9 protein-coding genes are annotated in these 18,664 nt (G+C 66.6%); 5 read left to right on the forward strand and 4 right to left on the reverse strand.

Going from position 1 to position 18,664, the window contains the following annotated elements; all coding sequences use genetic code 11:
• Positions 1-213 precede the first annotated feature (213 nt).
• Entirely contained in the window at positions 214-831 is a 618-nt protein-coding gene (locus tag IBX53_RS01715; RefSeq protein ID WP_290904394.1) for a DUF6036 family nucleotidyltransferase, read from the reverse strand.
• 80 nt (positions 832-911) lie between these two features.
• On the opposite strand from IBX53_RS01715, the gene sohB reads away from it, so the two are divergent.
• Positions 912-1,952, forward strand: a complete 1,041-nt coding sequence (sohB, locus tag IBX53_RS01720; RefSeq protein ID WP_290904397.1) for a protease SohB — start codon at positions 912-914, stop codon at positions 1,950-1,952.
• Here the strand turns inward: sohB and IBX53_RS01725 are convergent.
• Positions 1,949-2,272: a helix-turn-helix transcriptional regulator gene (locus tag IBX53_RS01725; protein WP_290904400.1), complete on the reverse strand. Its 324-nt coding sequence runs from the start codon at positions 2,270-2,272 to the stop codon at positions 1,949-1,951. The two genes, sohB and IBX53_RS01725, sit on opposite strands and share 4 nt — an antisense overlap.
• A gap of 277 nt (positions 2,273-2,549) precedes the next feature.
• On the opposite strand from IBX53_RS01725, the gene IBX53_RS01730 reads away from it, so the two are divergent.
• The 3 genes from IBX53_RS01730 (at position 2,550) to IBX53_RS01740 (ending at position 6,155) form a co-directional block, all read left to right on the forward strand.
• The gene (locus IBX53_RS01730) at positions 2,550-4,460 is read left to right on the forward strand and encodes a propionyl-CoA synthetase (protein WP_290904403.1); all 1,911 of its coding nucleotides are present in this window, start codon (positions 2,550-2,552) and stop codon (positions 4,458-4,460) included.
• A gap of 203 nt (positions 4,461-4,663) precedes the next feature.
• A complete protein-coding gene (locus tag IBX53_RS01735) occupies positions 4,664-5,347 on the forward strand; it encodes a 7-cyano-7-deazaguanine/7-aminomethyl-7-deazaguanine transporter (RefSeq protein WP_290904406.1) in 684 nt (227 codons plus the stop codon).
• A gap of 34 nt (positions 5,348-5,381) precedes the next feature.
• Positions 5,382-6,155 carry an alpha/beta fold hydrolase gene (locus IBX53_RS01740; RefSeq protein WP_290904409.1) on the forward strand — a complete coding sequence of 258 codons (774 nt, stop codon included), beginning with the start codon at positions 5,382-5,384 and terminating at the stop codon, positions 6,153-6,155.
• 16 nt (positions 6,156-6,171) lie between these two features.
• On the opposite strand, the gene IBX53_RS01745 is transcribed toward IBX53_RS01740, so the two are convergent.
• On the reverse strand, positions 6,172-7,494 hold the full coding sequence (locus IBX53_RS01745; protein WP_290904412.1) for an ABC transporter substrate-binding protein: 1,323 nt from the start codon (positions 7,492-7,494) through the stop codon (positions 6,172-6,174).
• 150 nt (positions 7,495-7,644) lie between these two features.
• Here IBX53_RS01745 and IBX53_RS01750 point away from each other — a divergent pair, with 150 nt between their 5' ends.
• A complete protein-coding gene (locus IBX53_RS01750) occupies positions 7,645-9,351 on the forward strand; it encodes a potassium/proton antiporter (protein ID WP_290904415.1) in 1,707 nt (568 codons plus the stop codon).
• Here IBX53_RS01750 and IBX53_RS01755 read toward each other — a convergent pair.
• Entirely contained in the window at positions 9,345-18,242 is an 8,898-nt protein-coding gene (locus tag IBX53_RS01755) for a glucoamylase family protein (protein ID WP_290904418.1), read from the reverse strand. The genes IBX53_RS01750 and IBX53_RS01755 overlap by 7 nt on opposite strands.
• Between the last annotated feature and the right edge of the window lie 422 nt (positions 18,243-18,664).

The raw sequence follows: 18,664 nt of genomic DNA on the forward strand, positions 1-18,664 counted from the left end.
CGGGGTACTGGCTGAGCAGCTCAAGCACACACAGCGCCCGCTGGAACTCCTCACGGGGCATCACATCGCGCAGCTGCTCCAATTCCGTCTGCGTCGGTCGATAGCCCCGGTACCAGACGGCTTCGGCAAGCTGCTTCACATCATCGACTGCATGCTCGAGAGGCCGTGAACCGACTCGATACAGTCGTTTATGAGTGAAGGATACTGCCATACCTAGGCCTCGCCACGATGATAGTCGTCTATCACCACGTTCAAATTGCCCAATATACGAGCTTCGTCGCCAACGTAATAGCCGATCGCCTCTCGAGCGAGGCGTTCAAATTCACCGATGTCAACATGAGGAAGCTGGAGGAGCACCTGAATATCCTGCTGATCGCGGTCGCCAAAGCGATCTAGCTTGGAGATTGCCACGTCGATCGCGCTGGCGACGTAGACTTCCACGTTGGGAACCCTGCTTTCCGTCACCAGCCGAATGACACGATCCTCGTAGTCTTCATGCAGCGGGGCGAGTGTCGTGTTGAAGCTGCCGTCAAGCTCCAGCATCTGCGTCACACCTTCTTCGTCCGTGAACACATAGGCATCTTCACCCAGAAGGGCAACAATTTCGGACTTTTCGGCATAGCCGTGTGACGCCACCTCGGCATCAACATCCGCGCTCCCACGTGTCCGCGTATGGATATGGACGGCACAGCCACCGAATACAATGACTTGGAAGGTGCCCCTCTCGCCACCGGCGTACACCGGCTCCAGCACATCAAAAAATTCCACCAGCGCGCGCCCTAGTGCCGTATCGGGTTCGATGGTCGGATATATACCCGGCTCTATGGGCATTCGCACTCCCCATGCTGATGATGTGCTGTTTTCTCACTCACGATACCATGCCAGTGCCTGTATCAAGAGTGGAGAGCATCATGAACGATTGGCTGGCCGATTTCGGCATGTTTCTGGCTCAGCTGGTGAGCCTGGTGGTAATCATCGCCCTGGCGGTGGCACTGGTGGCCCGCCTGCGCGGCGAGGCCACCGATCGCACCCGGCTGAGCCTCGATGAGCTCAACGATGCCCGCGACTACCGCCGCCGCCGGCTGACCCTGGCCGCCAGTGAGCCCGGGGCCCGCAAGCGTCTCATCAAGGGCTTTCGTCGCGAGGACAAGGCCCGCGACAAGAGCGGGCGCAAGGGGGAGAAGGCGCGCGAGCCCATCGCCTGGGTGATCGACTTCCACGGGGACATCCGCGCCAGTGCCACGGGTCGGCTGGCCGAGGAGGTCTCGGCGCTGATCGAGGCCGCCGACAAGGGCGATGAGGTGATCGTCCGTCTGGAGTCGGCCGGTGGCCTGGTACACGCCTACGGGCTGGCGGCCGCCGAGCTGGACCGGCTGCGCGAGGCGGGTCTCCGCACCACGGTGTGCGTGGACAAGGTGGCCGCCAGCGGCGGCTACCTGATGGCCTGCGGCGCCGACCAGCTGCGCGCCGCGCCCCTGGCGGTGGTGGGCTCCATCGGCGTGGTGGCTCAGGTGCCCAACGTGCACCGTCTGCTCAAGCGCCACGACATCGATGTGGAGGTGCTGACCGCGGGGCGCTACAAGCGCACCCTCACCGTGTTCGGGGAGAACAGCGAGGAGGGGCGTGAGAAGTTCGTCGACGAGCTGGAGGGTATCCATGAGCTGTTCAAGCGTCACGTTGCCGAGCGGCGTCCGGCGCTGGATATCGAGGCGGTGGCCACCGGGGAGACCTGGTACGGCCGCGACGCCCTCGAGCAGGGCCTGGTGGATGCCCTGGGCACCAGCGAGGCCTATCTGGTGGAGCGCATGAAGGAGGCTCGGGTCATCCGGCTGCGCCTTGAGCCGCGCCGCCGCCTGGCGGATCGGCTGGGAGCGGCGGTCTCGATTGGCGTGGAGAGGGCGCTGGAGAAGGGCCTCGAGGTGCTGGAACAGAGCCCGCTTCGCCGACGCTAGTCGGCCAGACCCAGCCGGCCGAGGGCGTCGATGATCGTCCGCGCGCTGTCACCCTGCCAGGAGTAGTAGATGGTCTGGGAGGCTCGCCGGGTAGAGACCAGGTTCTCCCGGCGCAGGATCGCTAGATGCTGTGAGAGTGCCGACTGGCTGAGGGTCAACTGGCTGTTGAGCTCGGTCACAGAGAGCTCCTGCCCGTCCAGCAGGCACAGGATGCGCAGCCGGTTGTCGTTGGCCATGGCCTTTAGCAGCGCCGTGGCCCGGTCGATGGCGGCATCCCCCCCGGCGATGAGGCGCGCTGATGTGCTGTTGGAATTGCCCATGTCGATTCCCCGCGCTGGTCAGGCCATCCTCTTCAGCTAGATGGCGAGCGTGCTTTGCTGATTTAGCACTTGATCAAAGCATAGACCACCTGGCCGGGAGTGGGAGGGTGCTCCCCTGCGTTGAGAGGGGGTTGGTTGCACGTCATGTTGTTGACAATCCGCCTCCCGATCTCTCCACCTTTTGTCGAAAGTTAGCCTATCGTATGAGTGCGTCGGCGGAGAACTGCATTACAGTGTCAACAATCATTCGATGCCACTGACCTGCCACGGGACGAACATGAGCACCTACGCCAACGAATTTCGCCGCTCCATCGAGCAGCCGGAGAGCTTCTGGGCCGAGCAGGCCCGTCGCATTCCCTGGTTCAAGGCCCCTACCCAGATTCTTCACTATGACGAGGCCAACCATGCGCGCTGGTTTGCCGACGGCGAGCTGAACATCTGCCATGCGGCGCTGGACCACCACGTGGAGCTGGGGCGCGGCGATCAGCCGGCGATCCTCTGGGACTCGCCGGTCACCGACAGCAAGCGCACCCTGACCTATCGGGAGATGCGCGACCAGGTCGCCAGCTTCGCCGGTGCCCTCAAGGGCCTGGGAGTGGAGAAGGGGGACCGGGTGGTGATCTACATGCCCATGGTGCCCGAGGCGCTGGTGGCAATGTATGCCTGCGCACGCCTGGGGGCCGTGCACTCCGTGGTGTTCGGCGGCTTCGCGCCCCACGAGCTGGCCGTGCGCATCGAGGACGCGACGCCCAAGGTGGTGGTGGCGGCCTCCTGCGGGGTCGAGGTCAACAAGGTGCTGCCCTACAAGGGGATCATCGATTCTGCCATCGAGCAGAGCAGCCACAAGCCGGACGCCTGCGTGATCTTCCAGCGCGAGCAGCACACCGCCGAGCTGGGCGCTCGCGACCACGACTGGGCGGCCCTCACGGCCCAGGCCGAGCCGGCCGACTGCGTGGCGGTCAAGGGCACCGACCCGCTCTACGTGCTCTATACCTCCGGTACCACGGGCAAGCCCAAGGGTGTGGTCCGCGACACCGGCGGCTACGCGGTGGCACTGGCCTACTCCATGGACGTCATCTACGACGTGGCGCCCGGCGAGGTATTCTTCTCGGCCTCGGACGTGGGCTGGGTGGTGGGCCACTCCTACATCGTCTATGCGCCGCTGCTGCGCGGGGCCACCAGCGTGGTCTACGAGGGCAAGCCGGTGAAGACTCCGGATGCCGGCGCCTTCTGGCGGCTGATCAGCGAGTACCAGGTGAAGAGCTTCTTCACCGCGCCGACCGCGTTCCGGGCCATCAAGAAGGAGGACCCGGACGGCAAGTTGCTCGAGCAGTACGATATCTCCTGCATGAAGGCGCTGTTCCTGGCCGGTGAACGCCTCGACCCGCCCACTTTCCACTGGCTCGACGACCTGCTCGACGTGCCGGTGATCGACCATTGGTGGCAGACGGAGTCCGGCTGGCCCATCGCCGCCAACCTCCATGGCCTCGAGCCCATGCCCACCAAGGCGGGCAGTGCCACCGTGCCGGTGCCGGGCTTCGACGTGCAGATCCTCGATCGCGAGGGCGAGCGGATGGGACCGATGGAGCAGGGCAGCGTGGTGATCAAGCAGCCGATGCCCCCGGGCTGTCTGGTGGGAGTGTGGGGTGACCCGCAGCGTTTCCACTCGGCCTACATGTCGGCCTACCCGGGCTACTACCTGACCGGTGACGGCGGCTATGTGGACGAGGACGGCTACCTGTTCATCATGGGCCGTACCGACGACGTCATCAACGTGGCCGGCCACCGTCTCTCCACCGGGGAGATGGAAGAGGTCGTCGGCGCTCATTCGGCAGTGGCCGAGTGTGCGGTGATCGGCATCCACGATGCCCTCAAGGGTCAGCTGCCCATCGGCCTGGTGATTCCCAAGGACGGCTTCGAGGGGCGTGAGGATGACCTCGAGCAGGAGCTGATCGCCCTGGTGCGCGAGAAGATCGGCCCCATTGCCTGCTTCAAGCAGGTGCTGGTGGTGGATCGCCTGCCCAAGACCCGCTCCGGCAAGATCCTGCGCAAGCTGTTGCGCAGCATCGCCGATGGCAAGGAGTTCGGCATCCCCTCCACCATCGACGACCCGGCCAGCCTGCAGGATGTCCACGAGGCCATGAAGGCCCGCGAGGTGGGCGCCGCCCACGAGGCACGCCAGGTCTGACCGTCCGGTTGCCGTCGCGGCACCCGCCACGATGGTAGCCGCGATAGCCGTGCCCTCCGTGACGCCGCCTTTCGGGGCGGCGTCTGCGTGGATGGGCATGGCAAGCGGCGGGCACGATCCGTATAATGCTCGACCGCACGCTGCCCCCGGCAGCTCGTTCCACGAGGGTTCCCTCACCCCTCCCGCAAAAAAAGGATGCCATCATGTTTACCCTTTCCGATACCCAGCAGCGCCGTCTGATGGCACTGCTGATCACCTTCCACATCGCCGTGATCGCCGCCAGCAACTATCTGGTGCAGCTGCCGTTCACCCTGTTCGGCTTCCACACCACCTGGGGGGCCTTCAGCTTTCCGTTCATCTTCCTCGCCACCGACCTGACCGTGCGGCTGTTCGGCAAGGAGCCGGCCCGTGCCATCGTGATGCGGGTGATGCTGCCGGCCCTGGTGATCTCCTACGTGGTGTCGGTGGTGTTTCCGCGGGGCAGCTACGCCGGCCTGGAGGCACTGGGGGAGTGGAACCTGTTCGTGGCGCGCATCGCCGTGGCCAGCTTCATGGCCTACCTGCTGGGCCAACTGCTCGACGTGCACGTCTTCGATCGCCTGCGGAGCCTCAGGGCCTGGTGGGTGGCGCCGGCGATCTCCACGGTGCTGGGCAACCTGGCCGATACCTTCGCCTTCTTTTCGATCGCCTTCTACCACAGCCCCGACCCCTTCATGGCGGCCAACTGGCTGGAGATCGCCTGGGTCGACTATGTCATCAAGCTGGGCATCAGCCTGCTGTTCTTCGTGCCGCTTTACGGCGTGCTGCTGGCGACCCTGAGCCGCCGCCTGCTGGCGGCCACCGATGCCCGGACGCCGTCCGCCTCGACGGTCCGAACCCGTCCCTGACAACGGCCGGGGAACCGGCCAAGGAGAGAGTGCCATGTCCGTAGAGCTCAACTATCAGGATACCGGCGGCGATGGCGTGCCGCTGGTGGTCATCCATGGCCTGTTCGGCAGCGCCGACAACTGGCGCTCCCACGTCAAGGCGTGGGAGGCGACACGGCGGGTGATCACCGTGGATCTGCGCAACCATGGCCGCTCTCCCCACATCGAGGGGATGGGCTACGACGCCATGGCCGAGGATGTGATCCGCCTGCTCGATCGCCTGGAGGTCCCCCGCGCCCACCTGCTCGGCCACTCCATGGGCGGCAAGGTGGTGATCACGCTGGCTCGGCTGGCGCCTGGCAGGGTAGCCTCTGTGATCGTCGGCGACATCGCCCCGCTGGCCTATGGCCACGACCACGACAGGGTGTTTGCCGGCCTGCGCCGCCTGGAGGAGGGCCGGCCTGCCAATCGTCGCGAGGCCGACGCCCTGCTGGGCGAGCATGTCACCGAGCGAGCGGTGAGGCTGTTCCTGGCCACCAACCTGGAGCGTGCCGAGGAGGGCGGTCTCAGGCTGCGCCTGGGACTCGACGAGATCCAGCAGGATTACGAGACCATCATGGGGCCGCCGGCGGGTGAGGGGGTCTTCGCGGGGCCTACCCTGGTGCTGCGCGGCGCCCACTCCCACTACGTCACCGATGAGATGCTCCCTGCCCTGAGAGAGGTGCTGCCCGAGGCCGAGGTGGTGACCCTTCAGGCCGGGCACTGGCTGCATGCCGAACAGCCCGAGGCCTTCCGCGACGCGGTCAACCGCTTCCTCGCCGAGCGCTGATCCGGGCGAGGCGCCGTCAGGGCGCGCCCAGGTCGACCGCCAGCTTCCCTACCGGCGTGAGGGTCTCGAGCAGGCCCCGCTCGTGCAGGAAGGCCTCGAAGCGCGCGTAGCCGCCATGGTCCAGGGCGGCGGGACGGGCGCTCAGGCGCAGCAGCATGGCCAGCCAGGTGTCCCGATTCGCCGGGGTGTCCAGGGTCGGCTCGTTTACCGCCAGCAGCGCCCAGGCCTCCTCCGGATGCTCCAGGCTCCAGGCGGCGGCCTCGGCCAGGGCCTCGAGCAGCCGCCGCAGGCTCTCCTTCTGAGCGCCGAGCCGGTCGCGGTTGGCCACCAGGATCAGCCCCTCATGGCGCGGAATCCCGTGCTCCTCCAGGGCCAGCAGGCGCGTGGTCACGCCCTCGTCGCCCAATTGCCGTGGCAGCGCGAAGCGCTGCGGTGTCATCACGCCGTCCAGGTCCTCATCGACCATCTGGACGACGGCACTGAAGTTGACGTCCACCAGGTCCAGCTCCTCGAGGGCAATACCGTGGGGCTTGAGCAGTGCGGGCAGCAGCAGCTCCCGGCTCTCCTCCATCGAATAGCCGATCCGCCTGCCCGCCAGTTGGGCCGGCGACTCCATGATGCCGTCGTCTCGCAGCAGGAGCCCCGCCAGGGGAAGGTCGACCAGAGTGCCGACCCGAAGTAGCGGCAGGCCGCGATCCACCTGAAGATGCAGCAGCGGTTGGCGACTCACGGCAAGATCGATGCGGCCGGCGGCCAGCAGCCGGGTCGGCAGGGTGGGGTCGGCAGGGGTGGTCAGGGTGATCTGCAGGCCATGTCGCGCAAAGATGCCCCGGTGCTGGGCGATCAACAGGGCGGCGTGCTGGGGGCCGGGGTACCAGTCGAGCATGATCTCCAGGCGCTTGAGCGGTGGCGGCTCGAGCGGCTCCGGGGGCGTGAGTGTCACCATGGGGCCCTGCTCCATGATCGCTGCCGGCGCACTGGCCTCTTGGGCCGGCGAGGTGCCATCGGGTGTCATCGCGGCTTCGACGTCCCGCTCGCCGGTATCGTCGACAGGAGGCGGGGACTCCTCGGCATCAGCCTCCAGGGGGGGTGCCTGGGTCATCTCCGTGATCTGGTCGTCGATGCCTGCCTCAAGCGCCGGGACCTCGACTACCGTGACGCGGGTATTCAGTCCGTTCCGGCGGAGGTCGGGCACGGTCAGGGGTTCGGCCTCCCTGGCCTCCTCGGCCACCACGGTCGGGGCACTTGTCATCAGCGCCGCCGTCGTCAGGGTCGCCATCAGCAGGGTGAGGGCGGAAACGACGACGGACTGGAACCTGGGAGGGGCGGGATCGGGCATGCAGTGGCTCCGGCTGTGGTGCCGGTTCACGACCGGCCGGCGGCAGCAGAGTGTATCCGCTGCCGGGAAGGGCTGGCCAGCCCTTCCCGGCAGCGTCGCACCGCTTCTGGCCACGTGCGATAATGCCAGATATGCCGCAACGAGGATGCCATGGACACCGTCAATACCCTCTTCCTGCTCAGCGGCCTCCTGATCGGGCTCAGCGTCCTGGCCAGCCGTCTCTCCAGTCTGGTGGGCTTTCCCCTGCTGCTCATCTTCCTGGGCTTGGGCATGCTGGCGGGGGAGGAGGGGCTGCTCGGCATCGAGTTCGACAACTACTCCCTGGCCTTCGTCATCGGTCACGTGGCGCTGGCCATGATCCTGCTGGACGGTGGGCTGCGTACCCGGCTCAAGACCTTTCGGGTTGGCTTTCGCCCGGCCCTGTCCCTTGCCACCCTGGGCGTCTTCATCACTAGCGGGATTGTCGGCGTGTTGGCCATGTGGATCTTCGACCTCACCCTGATGCAGGGGCTGCTGGTCGGTGCCATCGTGGGCTCCACCGACGCCGCCGCGGTGTTCTCGATGCTCAGCGGCCGCGGTGTCAACCTCAACGAGCGGGTGAGCGCGACACTCGAGATCGAGTCCGGCACCAACGATCCCATGGCGATCTTCCTCACCCTGGTGCTGGTGGAAATGCTGGTCGGGGAGCTGAGTGGCACCGTCGATACCCTGCTGATGCTGCTCCAGCAGTTTGGCCTGGGGCTGGTGATCGGGGTGGGCGTGGGATGGCTCAGCGGCAAGCTGCTGCGCTGGGTAGACCTCGCCCCCGGCCTCTATTCCCTGATGGCCCTCGCCCTGGGCTTCGGCGCGTTCGGCATCACCAGCTTCCTCGGCGGCAGTGGCTTCCTGGCGATCTATCTGGCGGGGCTGATGATCGGTAATCAGCCCGGGCGCCATATCAACTTCATCCTGCCGGTTCACGACGGCCTGGCCTGGTTGAGCCAGATCGGACTGTTCCTGGTGCTGGGCCTGCTGGTCAATCCCCGCGAACTGCTCGAGGTTGCGCTTCCCGCCAGCCTGGTGGCGCTGGCGCTGATCTTCGTGGCCAGGCCCCTGGCGGTCCTCATCAGCATCAAGCCCTTCTTCAAGTTCCGGTGGCGCGAGATCGGTTTCATCGCCTGGGTGGGCCTGCGCGGTGCCGTGCCCATCGTGCTGGCGATCTTCCCGGTGATCGGCGGCGTGGAGAATGCCTCGCTCTACTTCAACGTGGCCTTTGCGGTGGTGCTGCTCTCGCTGCTGATCCAGGGCGGGACCCTGGGGTGGATGTCGCGGCTGATGCGGGTGCAGGTGCCGACCACCGTCACCCCGAACCAGCGCGGCCCGCTGGGTATTCTCCCGGAAAACGACTTTGAGATGTTCGTCTACGAGGTGGAGAACTCGGACCTGGAGGATGTGCCGATCCGCCTGCTGCGCTTTCCCTCCGGCGCGCTGATCTCGGCACTGTTCCGCGATCATGTGATGTTGCACCCCAAGGGCAGCACCCGCCTGCAACTGGGAGACGTGATCTGCGTGATCGGTCGCAGCGAGGATCTGCCGGCGCTGAATCGCCTCTTCAATGGCGATGCCAAGCTCAAGCAGGAGCGCGCCTTCTTCGGCACCTTCACCTTCGACGGTGAGGCCCGCATGCAGGACATCGGCGACGCCTATGGCTTGACGCTCAGTCCGGCAGAGAGGGACATGACCCTGGCGGATTTCATCTCCCTGCGGGTAGGCGGGCATCCGGTGGTGGGGGATGACGTGGACTGGCACGGCATTCACTGGGTGGTCAGCGAGATGCAAGGCAACCTCGTGACCAAGGTGGGCCTGAGGCTCTACTGAACGTCCCCTTCGTCTCGCCTTCTGCGAGTCCCCGGGAGACCCGCCGGCGGCGTCCGTGGGGACTCGTTGTTGCCGAGGTGAATCTCCACCTGGTGCTCTCGGCCATCGTCGCATAGCGTGATGACCGGGTCCGGCAGGCGGACCCCGTCGAGTCGGGTGATCGGCGGGTGATGCTTGTCATCACCCGCCTGGCGGATCGTGATGACGTAGCTGGTGCCGTGGAAGCGATACCGCAGGCGGATATGGGGCCAGTCCGCGGGCAGGCAGGGCGTTATGGTCAGGCGGTTGCCTGCCTGCTGCAGGCCGAGCAGTGACTCGCTGATCAGCCGATACATCCATCCTGCCGCGCCGGTATACCAGCTCCAGCCACCGCGCCCCACGTGGGGCTCTATGGCATAGATGTCGGCAGCCACCACGTAGGGTTCCAGCCGGTAGCGGGCCATCCCGGCGGCTGAGCGTGAATGCTGTACGGGGTTGAGCATATCCATCAGCAGCCAGGCCCGCTCGCGCTGGCCGAGGCGGGCATAGGCCATCGCCGCCCAGATCGCGGCATGGGTATACTGCCCGCCATTCTCGCGCACGCCTGGTACATAGCCGCGAATGTAGCCGGGCGTCGGGCTTGCCTTGTCGAAGGGCGGGGCGAGCAGCTGGACCAGCCGCTGATCGGGGTGCACCAGGTGGGTGAAGACCGCCTCCATCGCCTGCTCGGCGCGCCGCGGGTCGCCGGCGCCCGAGAGTACCGCCCAGCTTTGCGAGATCGAGTCGATACGGCATTCGTCGGCTGACGCCGACCCCAGCGGCGTGCCATCGTCGAAGTAGGCGCGGCGATACCAGTCGCCGTCCCAGGCGTGCTGGTCGAGACTGTCGCGCAGCGTGCGGCGCGAGGAGCGGCAGCTCTCGGCCGTCTCCTCATCACCGTAGCGCTGCGCCAGCTGACCGAACTCCTCGAGGACCTGGCACAGGAAGAACCCCAGCCAGACGCTTTCGCCGCGGCCTTTGATGCCCACCAGGTTCATGCCGTCGTTCCAGTCCCCCGAGCCCATCAGCGGCAGGCCGTGCTCCCCGAACCGTTGGCCGTGGCGCAGAGCGAGCAAAGCATGCTGGTAGAGACTCGCCTCGCCGGGGGCGCGGTCAGGCAGATCGTAGTAGGCCTCATCGTCTTCACCGACGGCGCGTCCGTCCAGGAAGCCGATCGGGCGATCGAGCACCTCGATATCATCGCTGACTCGTACGTAGCGACAGAGTGCCAGCGGCAGCCACAGGTAGTCGTCGGAACAGCGCGTCCGCACGCCGCGACCCTGGGGGGGATGCCACCAGTGCTGCACGTCCCCTTCGCGGAACTGGCGACTGGCACACAGCAGCAGCTGGTCGCGCAGGCGCTCGGGGGCGGCATGCGCCAGCGCCATGCTGTCCTGCAGCTGGTCGCGAAAGCCGAAGGCGCCACCGGACTGGTAGTAGCCGCTGCGCGCCCACAGCCGGCAGGCCAGGGTCTGGTAGAGCAGCCAGCCGTTGGCCATCACATCCAGCGCTGGATCGGGCGTCTCGATCTGTAGCGCGCCGAGGGTGTGCCGCCAGTGGGCCTGGACGCCATCGAGGGCCTGGCTGGCCGACCCCGGGACCCGATAGTGCTGGATCAAGGCATCGGCCTGCTCGCGGTCAGGACCCACGCCGAGCCGGAAGATCACCGTCCGGCGTTCGTCCGGTGCCAGCGAGAGCTTGACCTGCAGGGCGGCGCAGGGGTCGAGGCCGGCGCCGACCGTGCCGGAGAGGTGGGTTCGCGCAAGGGCGGCGGGCGCCTGGAGGCTGCCGTTGCGACCGATAAACTCCTGCCGGTCGCCGCTCAGCGTGCGGGTCGGGTCGTCGACGTCGAAGAAGGCCACCTGCTCGCTGAGTTCACGATGAAAGACGTTGCGTGCCATCAGGGCGCCACTCGTCGCGGAGATCTCGGTGGTCACATGCATGGCGGTCCTGGCAGGCAGGTCGCCGAGGACCCATTCGACGTAGCCGGTCGCCGACAGCTGGCGCATCCGTGCCGACAGATTGTGCACCTTCAGCACCGAGAACTTGATGCTGGCGTCGAGCGCCACGTAGATCCACAGCTGCGAATTGATTCCGTCCTGTTCGGACTCGAACACGCTGTAGCCGAAGCCGTGGCGCACCAGGTAGTGGGCATTGCTGCGCACCGGGAGCGGGGTGGGCGACCAGAGATGGCCGCTCTCCTCGTCGCGCAGATAGAGCGCCTCGCCGCTGGGGTCGCTGACCGGGTCGTTGTGCCAGGGGGTCAGCCGGTTCTCGTGGGCGTTGAGGTGCCAGCTGTAGCTGCCGCCGCTCTCCGATATCACGCAGCCGAAGTCGGGATTGGCGATCACGTTGACCCAGGGCGCGGGGGTGCGCTGGCCGGGACCGAGCTGGATGACATACTCCTGACCGTTGGCAGTGAAGGCGCCAAGCGGGTTGCTCAGGATCAGCCCTTCTGGCGCGACAGGGGGGCGACTCCCCGCCGCCGGGCGGCTGTCCGTCACCCTCAGCAGCGGGGGTCTGGCATCCTGGCGCTGGCGCTGGTCGAGCTGCTCTTCCAGGCTGCCGTGGCTGTCGAGGATGATGGCGCGTGCCACCGCCTGGAACAGCAGGCGATCCTCGCCGGCGATCTGCTCCAGCGGGCGTACGAAGATACCGCCGGGCCGGTCGATCTGGCTGGCCGCGCTGCCCGAGGCGATCAGCCCCAGGATCTGTTCCTGAAGCTGCTGGCGGTAGACGGCGTACTCCTCGTTCCAGATCACCAGGTCAACCGCCAGGCCCTGGAGGCGCCAGTGGGCGTGCGCCTGGATGAGCTGGCGGACCAGCGCCAGGCTGGCGCTGCTGCCCACACGCAGCAGCACGATCGGCAGGTCGCCCGAGATGGCATAGCTCCACAGCGCGGATTGTCCGCGCCGGTTAGTGGCGATGATGGCGGGGTCGGCGCGCAGGGCGGGGTGTGCATAGAGGACGGCGCTGGCCAGTCGTGCATGCAGCTGGGCGTCGGCCTCGCTGGCATCGAGCTGCTCGAGGACCACCTGGCGATGGGTCCAGGTGAGCTCGAAGACGCGGTCGGCCAGATGGCGGTCCTGATACTTGGCGATCAGGCACTCGGCGTCGGCGCGCGACCCCGCCATCCCGGTCACCAGATCGAGCGTCACGGCGTGGTGGGGCTCGACGCAGAAGGCCCGGCGGATGGCGGCGATCGGGTCGAGCACCGCGCCGGTCTGGCCGGACAGCGACCCGGGGTGGTCCATGGCCAGCGGTGCCGCAGGGTCACGGCAGCGGCCGATGAATCCCAGCCGATCCGTTTCGTAGCTGGCCGCCGGGCTCGGGGCATCTCGTACGATCAGCAGCTGGAACATCCAGGGGGAGGCCTCTTCCGGGGCCCGTGAGCGACGGTGGCAGAGGATCGCACTGTGGTGAGCGATGATCTCTGTCTGCACGAACAGGTTGCTGAAGGCGGGGTGCAGGTCATCCGTGGCGGCGGGGGCGATGACCACCTCCGCATAGCTGGTGACCTCGAGCTCGCGGCGCTGTTCGCTGTGGTTGGTCAGGCGAATCCGGCGCAGTTCGATGTCATCCTCCGGCGATACGGCAATTTCGGTGTAGGTCTCCAGCTCGCCGCTGCCCACATCGTCGCGGCGACGGTACTCGGCGCGCCCCTCGGCAAAGATCGCCTCGTAGTGGCTGCCGGGGGTGCGCGTCGGCTGATAGGCATTGGACCAGACATGGCCGCTGTCGAGGTCGCGCAGGTAGCAGAAGGTGCCCTGGTGGTCCCGCGTCGGGTCTTCACGCCAGCGGGTGACCGCGAGGTCGCGCCAGCGGCTGTAGCCACCACCGGCATTGGTGACCATGACGTGATAGCGCCCGTTGGAGAGCAGCTGCACGGCCGGGGTCGCGGTATCGGCCGTGTCGAAGACACGTATCGGCGGGTCGCTGCGGCCGCTTTCGGTATGGACTTCCGCCAGGCGAGCCACGTGGGTGAACAGGGGGCTGGCCCGAGGGATCCGCTCCTGGAGCAGCAGCAGCACCGCCTGCAGGTGGCGGTCCGCGCTGAAACGGCGCTGCATGGGCTGCGCCAGCAATAGGTGGGCCAGGGCCAGCAGGCTCATCCCCTGGTGGTGAGCCATGAAGGTTCGCACCAGGGTCTTCCGGGAGCCGCGGCGCTGGCGTGCGGGGCTGTAGTCTACCGCCTCGTAAAGCCCGAACTTGCCCATCACCCCATCACGTGCCAGCCGCTGCAGGTTATGGCAGGCCTCGACGGGCGCCACCATCAGCGCCATCGCCGAGGCATAGGGGGCGACCACCAGGTCCTCGGCCAGGCCACGCTTGAGACCCAGGCCGGGGACCCCGAAGGCGCGATACTGATAGTTGAGTCTGGCATCGACGGTGTTGTAGGCCGACTCGGAAATTCCCCAGGGCACGCCGCGCTGCCTGCCATAGTCGATCTGGCGAGCCACGGCCGCGCGACACGTCTGGTCGAGCAGGGTGTTGGGGTAGGTCGGCATCACCAGCATCGGCATCAGGTATTCGAACATCGAGCCGCTCCAGGAGAGCAGAACAGGCTTGCCTCCGGCGCGGGTCAGCAGTCGGCCGAGGCTGAACCAGCTCTCCTTGGGCAGCTGACCCAGGGCGATGCCCACGAAGCTGCTGAGCCGGGATTCCGAGGCGAGCAGGTCGTAATAGCCGCTGTCGAGGCGTTCCTCGGTGACGTTGTAGCCGATGGCGAGCAGGTGCTTGGTGCGGTCGAACAGGAAGCCATATTCGACCCGGGCGAACTCGACGCAGCGGGCGGCAAGCCGCTCGAGAGCGTCGATACGCTGCCTGGCGCGCCCCTGAGCCTGCTCGATCACCTCGTGCAGCGGGTCCGCCTGGGCATGATCGCTGGCGTCTTGCATGGCTGGCGCAGGCATCGCGGCGAGCAGGCGATCGAGGGCGCCGAGGTCGCGTAGCCTGGGCAGTGGAAGCGTGGCAAGCGTCCTGCCGAGCGGGGAGTCGTCAAGACGTTCTGCGTGCGCCAGCCAGGGCGCCAGATCATCGAGTTCATCGAGCAGGTCCTGGGCCTGTCGATGCAGACAGAGGGCCCACTGGTGCGGGTCTTCCTCGAGCCACGGCGTCTCGGGTGAGGCGCTGGCCTCGGGCTGCAACACCCTGGCCAATGGGCGCATCGCCTCGACCAGCACGGCAGAGGCGCCGCTGAGCCGGGTCAGCGCCTGATACCAGGTCGTCAGGCTGTCCTGTGGGGTCGCACTGGTGCTGTCCAGCAGCTGCCGGTAGGCCTCCAGCGGCCCCTGTGCGGTGGCGCCGCCACACTCCTCGATCAGTGCCAGGGTATCGCGCAGGCCCTGCCAGCAGCGCGGTGGCAGGATCGGTGCATCCGCCATCTCGAGTAGACCACGGCTCAGGGTCAGCAAATGGCCCGAGAGGTTGCCGCTGTCGACGCTGGAGACATAGTGAGGCGGCAGCGGCTGGAGGGTCTGGGTGTCGTACCAGTTGTAGAAGTGGCCGCGGTAGCGAGGCAGGATCCCTAGCGTGCCGAGGGTCCGTTCGCTGCGCGTCATCAGGCCAGCCGCCGTGAGATAGCCGAAGTCATGGGCCGCCAGGTTGGCCAGCAGTGCCATCCCGATGTTGGTCGGCGAGGTGCGATGGGCCAGGGTGATCTGGCGATACGCCTGGATGTTGTCGGGTGGCAGCCAGTGGTCCTCGGCGCTCATCATCTCTTCGAAGAAGGCCCAGGTGCGCCTGGCCAGACGCTGCAGGAAGCGGGTTTGCTCGGCATCCAGCCGGGAGGGGCGCGGCGGCTGCGGACGGCTCGTCCACCAGGCCAGCCCCGGGGCAATTCCCCACAGGGTAAGGAAAGGAGCCGCGGCGAGCAGCGTCAGCGGCTGGGTGCCGGCCAGCCACAGGGCGATGGCGCCGGCGAGCACCGGGGAGAGCCACATCTGTCCCAGCACTCGACCCAGGCCCTCGTCTCTTCCAGGCGGGGCGGTCGCCCGACAATCACCAGAGGGAACCCACTCAAGCAGGTGTCGGTGGCTGACATGTCGTCGCCACAGGGTGCGCAGGATGGCGTCCAGGTGAATGTAGGCCTCGTAGGGCAGGCAGCTGACCTGGAAGCCGAGCTGGCCCGTGCGTCCGGCCAGGTCGCGGGTCGTGCATGCCAGGTGTTGCCCAAGCGGACGTTCGCCGGGCTTGCCCAAGAGCTCGCGGATGATGTCGACGATCATCGGCATCGCCAGCAGCGTGATGGCGCCGAGAGTCCAGACCCAGGCGGTGGCGGGCAGCGTCCACCCCAGCAGCAGCAGCGCCGTGAGGGCGATGGGAAAGAGGCTGCGGCGCAGGTTGTCCAGCAGCTTCCAGCGTGACAGCAGCGGCAGGGGTATGACGGGTTGGCCGTCCTGTTCGCCGTGGCCCGCGGGAGGATGCCGGCCCAGCCAGCCGGTGAGCTGCCAGTCGCCGCGAATCCAACGGTGACGGCGCTTGATGTCATCGAGGTAGTGGCTGGGGTGATCCTCGTAGAGAGTGATGTCGCTGACCAGTCCGGAACGGGCATGGCAGCCCTCCAGCAGGTCATGGCTGAGAATGAGGTTCTCGGGGAAGCGCGTGCCGATCGCCCGCTCGAAGGCGTCGACCTCGTAGATCCCCTTGCCGATATAGGACCCCTCGTCGAAAAGGTCCTGGTAGAGATCCGAGATGGCCCGGGTGTAAGGGTCGATGCCGGCCTCACCGCCGAACATCCGCGCGTAGCGGGATCGGTTGGCGCCTTCGAGGCTTGCCGCAATGCTCGGCTGGAGAATGCCGTGGCCATCGATGACCCGCCCGGTCAGGGGCGCATGACGAGGGCGATTGAGCGGATGGGCCATGGTGCTCACCAGCTGGCGCGCGGCATCGCGGGGAAGCTGGGTGTCGCTGTCCAGGGTGATCACGTAGACCACGCTCGACAGCGGTGAGGTATCCCCGACAATCAGCGTGAAGCGCTTGCGGCCGTCGGCCTCCTGGCTGCCGCGCAGCAGCGCGTTGAGGTCGGCAAGCTTGCCGCGTTTGCGTTCGTGTCCCATCCAGCAGCGCTCCCGGGCGTTCCAGCAGCGAGGGCGGTGAAACAGATAGAGGGGCGTTGCCTCGCCGCCGAGGTCTCGCCATTGATCGGCATAGGTGGCGTTCAGCCGTTCGATGCCGTCGCGCACCCGTGTCAGCAGGGCATCGTCATCGGGTAGCGTGGCCTCTTGGGCATCGCTGAAATCGGTCAGCAGGGCGAAGTGGAGATGGGCATCCTGGTTGGCCAGGAAGCGTACCTCGAGAGATTCCAGCAGCGAGTCGATGCCGGCCGCGTCCGCCAGGAGCGTTGGTGTGACGACCAGCGTGCGACAGCTGTCGGGGATGCCGCTCCTGACCTCCATGCGCGGCAGCGTGCGCGGTGTCACCATCAGGGTCGCCAGCCGGTTGACCAGCGACACGGCGCTCTGACTGCTGACCAGCAGCGAGAGTAACGCGACCCCCGCTATCCAGCCCGGTGGCGCCGGCTCGGTGAGCCGCGACCCGGCGGCAAGCAGCAGCACGGCGCTGATCAGCAGGGTGAGGCCGACGATGGTGCCCAGGTAGAAGGGCAGGGCCCGCCGCCGCATACGCACGCCCAGGCGGTGGAACGCCGAACGGCTCACCCTGGCCACTCGGGTCAGGTCGGCGGAGCCACCACCGATCAGGTAGTAGCCGACGTGTCGGGCGCGTTCGGGATCGGCGCCTGGCCGGGGGGGCGAGGCAGCGAGTTCGACGGCCAGCCTCGCCACGTCGCTTTCGTCGATAGGCGACTGGCTGGCCAGGGTTTCCACGATATGCCGATAGCGGTCACGGGTGGCGAAGTCCATGCGGGGATAGATGCCGCTGGGGTCCTCTCGCAGGGTTCGCTCGACGGCGCTCTGGGTCTCCACGAACTCCTGCCAGTCGATGGCACCGATGATCCGCAGGCTGCCGACGCTGTTGCTTACCGATACCTGGTCGGATGCCTGCTGCTGATTGGCGATCAGGATGTGCTGTTCGATGCTGGCGCCCGCGTCAGAGAGTCGCTGCTCGATCCAGGAGAGCGGTAGCGAGAGAGACGGGCCACGCCCCTGCAAGCGCCTGGACAGCACGGCCACGAACTCGCTGCTCATGAGCGGCTTCGAGCGGGCCATGTCGGCGACCTCCAGGATCAGGTTCTGGGGGGCGTTCTCGGCAGTCGCGACCATGCGTGCCGCCCACATGTCGGCAAGCTGGCGTTCACCGAGCGCGGCATCGAGTCTGTCTGCTACCTGACGCAGGTTCTCGATCAGCGCCAGGCGCAGCATGATGGGAATGGCCCACAGTTCGCCCAGTGTCAGGGTGATGTGGCGCTGATACGAGGCCACGAAGCGGCTCAGGTTGTCGAAAGCGAGATGACCATCGCCGTGGGCGATGGCTTCCATGGCAATGTCGTAGACGCGCGGCCGACCCGCGGAGGGGCCGCTCAGGAGCCTGGGGAGTGCCTTGCTGTAGCCGGGTGGCAGGTGTCGCTTGGCGGTCAGCATCTGCTCCTCGAGCAGATGGAAGTTGTCCAGCAGCACCTCCCCCGCGGGAGCAATGCGCTGCTCCTCGGCCACGGCAGTGGTCAAGCGGTTGCAGCTATCGACCAGGGCCTGTTCGTTGTGGCGCAGGCGGGGCAGCAGCAGATCGGATGCGTGGCCGGTTGCGAGCTGATGGCGGTTGGCCAGCCACTCTCCGTGCGTCTCCATCTGGGCGGCGCTGAACAGCTCGGCCCGAGGCGGGGGCGTGGCCTCGTGGCCGGACGCCCCCTGGCGTCTGGCATGGCGCCATTGCCTGAACCGGTAGCGGCGTTCGCGGTAGGCATTCAGGAGTGTCACGGCGAGCACTCGGTGTCAGCCCAGAACCGACAGCACGGCCAGCATGACCACCGTCGTCACGATTACCCAGAGTATGTTTTTCATGTTGGTTCCATTTGTTGGAAAGTGTTCCTGTCCGGGGTGAGGTGGATAACGCCGATGTTTATTTATGCTAGGTGGTCAAGCATCGGGCGTCGATGTGATAAATGCTATGCAACTAGGCTTATCGGCTGGATATGATCATCAGGGCGATGAACAGGAGAACGATGGAAGTCGATATGGCCGCATTCTTGAGATTTGGTATGATATCTCGCTAGGAGTTTTTAATGGTTTGCTGATAGGAAATATTAGTTGTGGGCATCATAATGTTGGTTGAGCTGGCTGAGCCACGTTAAAAGCGGAAAGCGAATAAACGCTTTCCGCTTTCGGGACTGCCCCTGACA

It is taken from the genome of Halomonas sp. (genome assembly GCF_014859505.1).
Lineage (GTDB): Bacteria > Pseudomonadota > Gammaproteobacteria > Pseudomonadales > Halomonadaceae > Halomonas.

Bases quoted from the DNA above. Each gene is read 5' to 3' on its own strand.
- IBX53_RS01715 (WP_290904394.1), bottom strand. From the start codon at position 831: ATGCCCATAGAGCCGGGTATATATCCGACCATCGAACCCGATACGGCA.
- sohB (WP_290904397.1), top strand. From the start codon at position 912: ATGAACGATTGGCTGGCCGATTTCGGCATGTTTCTGGCTCAGCTGGTG.
- IBX53_RS01725 (WP_290904400.1), bottom strand. From the start codon at position 2,272: ATGGGCAATTCCAACAGCACATCAGCGCGCCTCATCGCCGGGGGGGAT.
- IBX53_RS01730 (WP_290904403.1), top strand. From the start codon at position 2,550: ATGAGCACCTACGCCAACGAATTTCGCCGCTCCATCGAGCAGCCGGAG.
- IBX53_RS01735 (WP_290904406.1), top strand. From the start codon at position 4,664: ATGTTTACCCTTTCCGATACCCAGCAGCGCCGTCTGATGGCACTGCTG.
- IBX53_RS01740 (WP_290904409.1), top strand. From the start codon at position 5,382: ATGTCCGTAGAGCTCAACTATCAGGATACCGGCGGCGATGGCGTGCCG.
- IBX53_RS01745 (WP_290904412.1), bottom strand. From the start codon at position 7,494: ATGCCCGATCCCGCCCCTCCCAGGTTCCAGTCCGTCGTCGTTTCCGCC.
- IBX53_RS01750 (WP_290904415.1), top strand. From the start codon at position 7,645: ATGGACACCGTCAATACCCTCTTCCTGCTCAGCGGCCTCCTGATCGGG.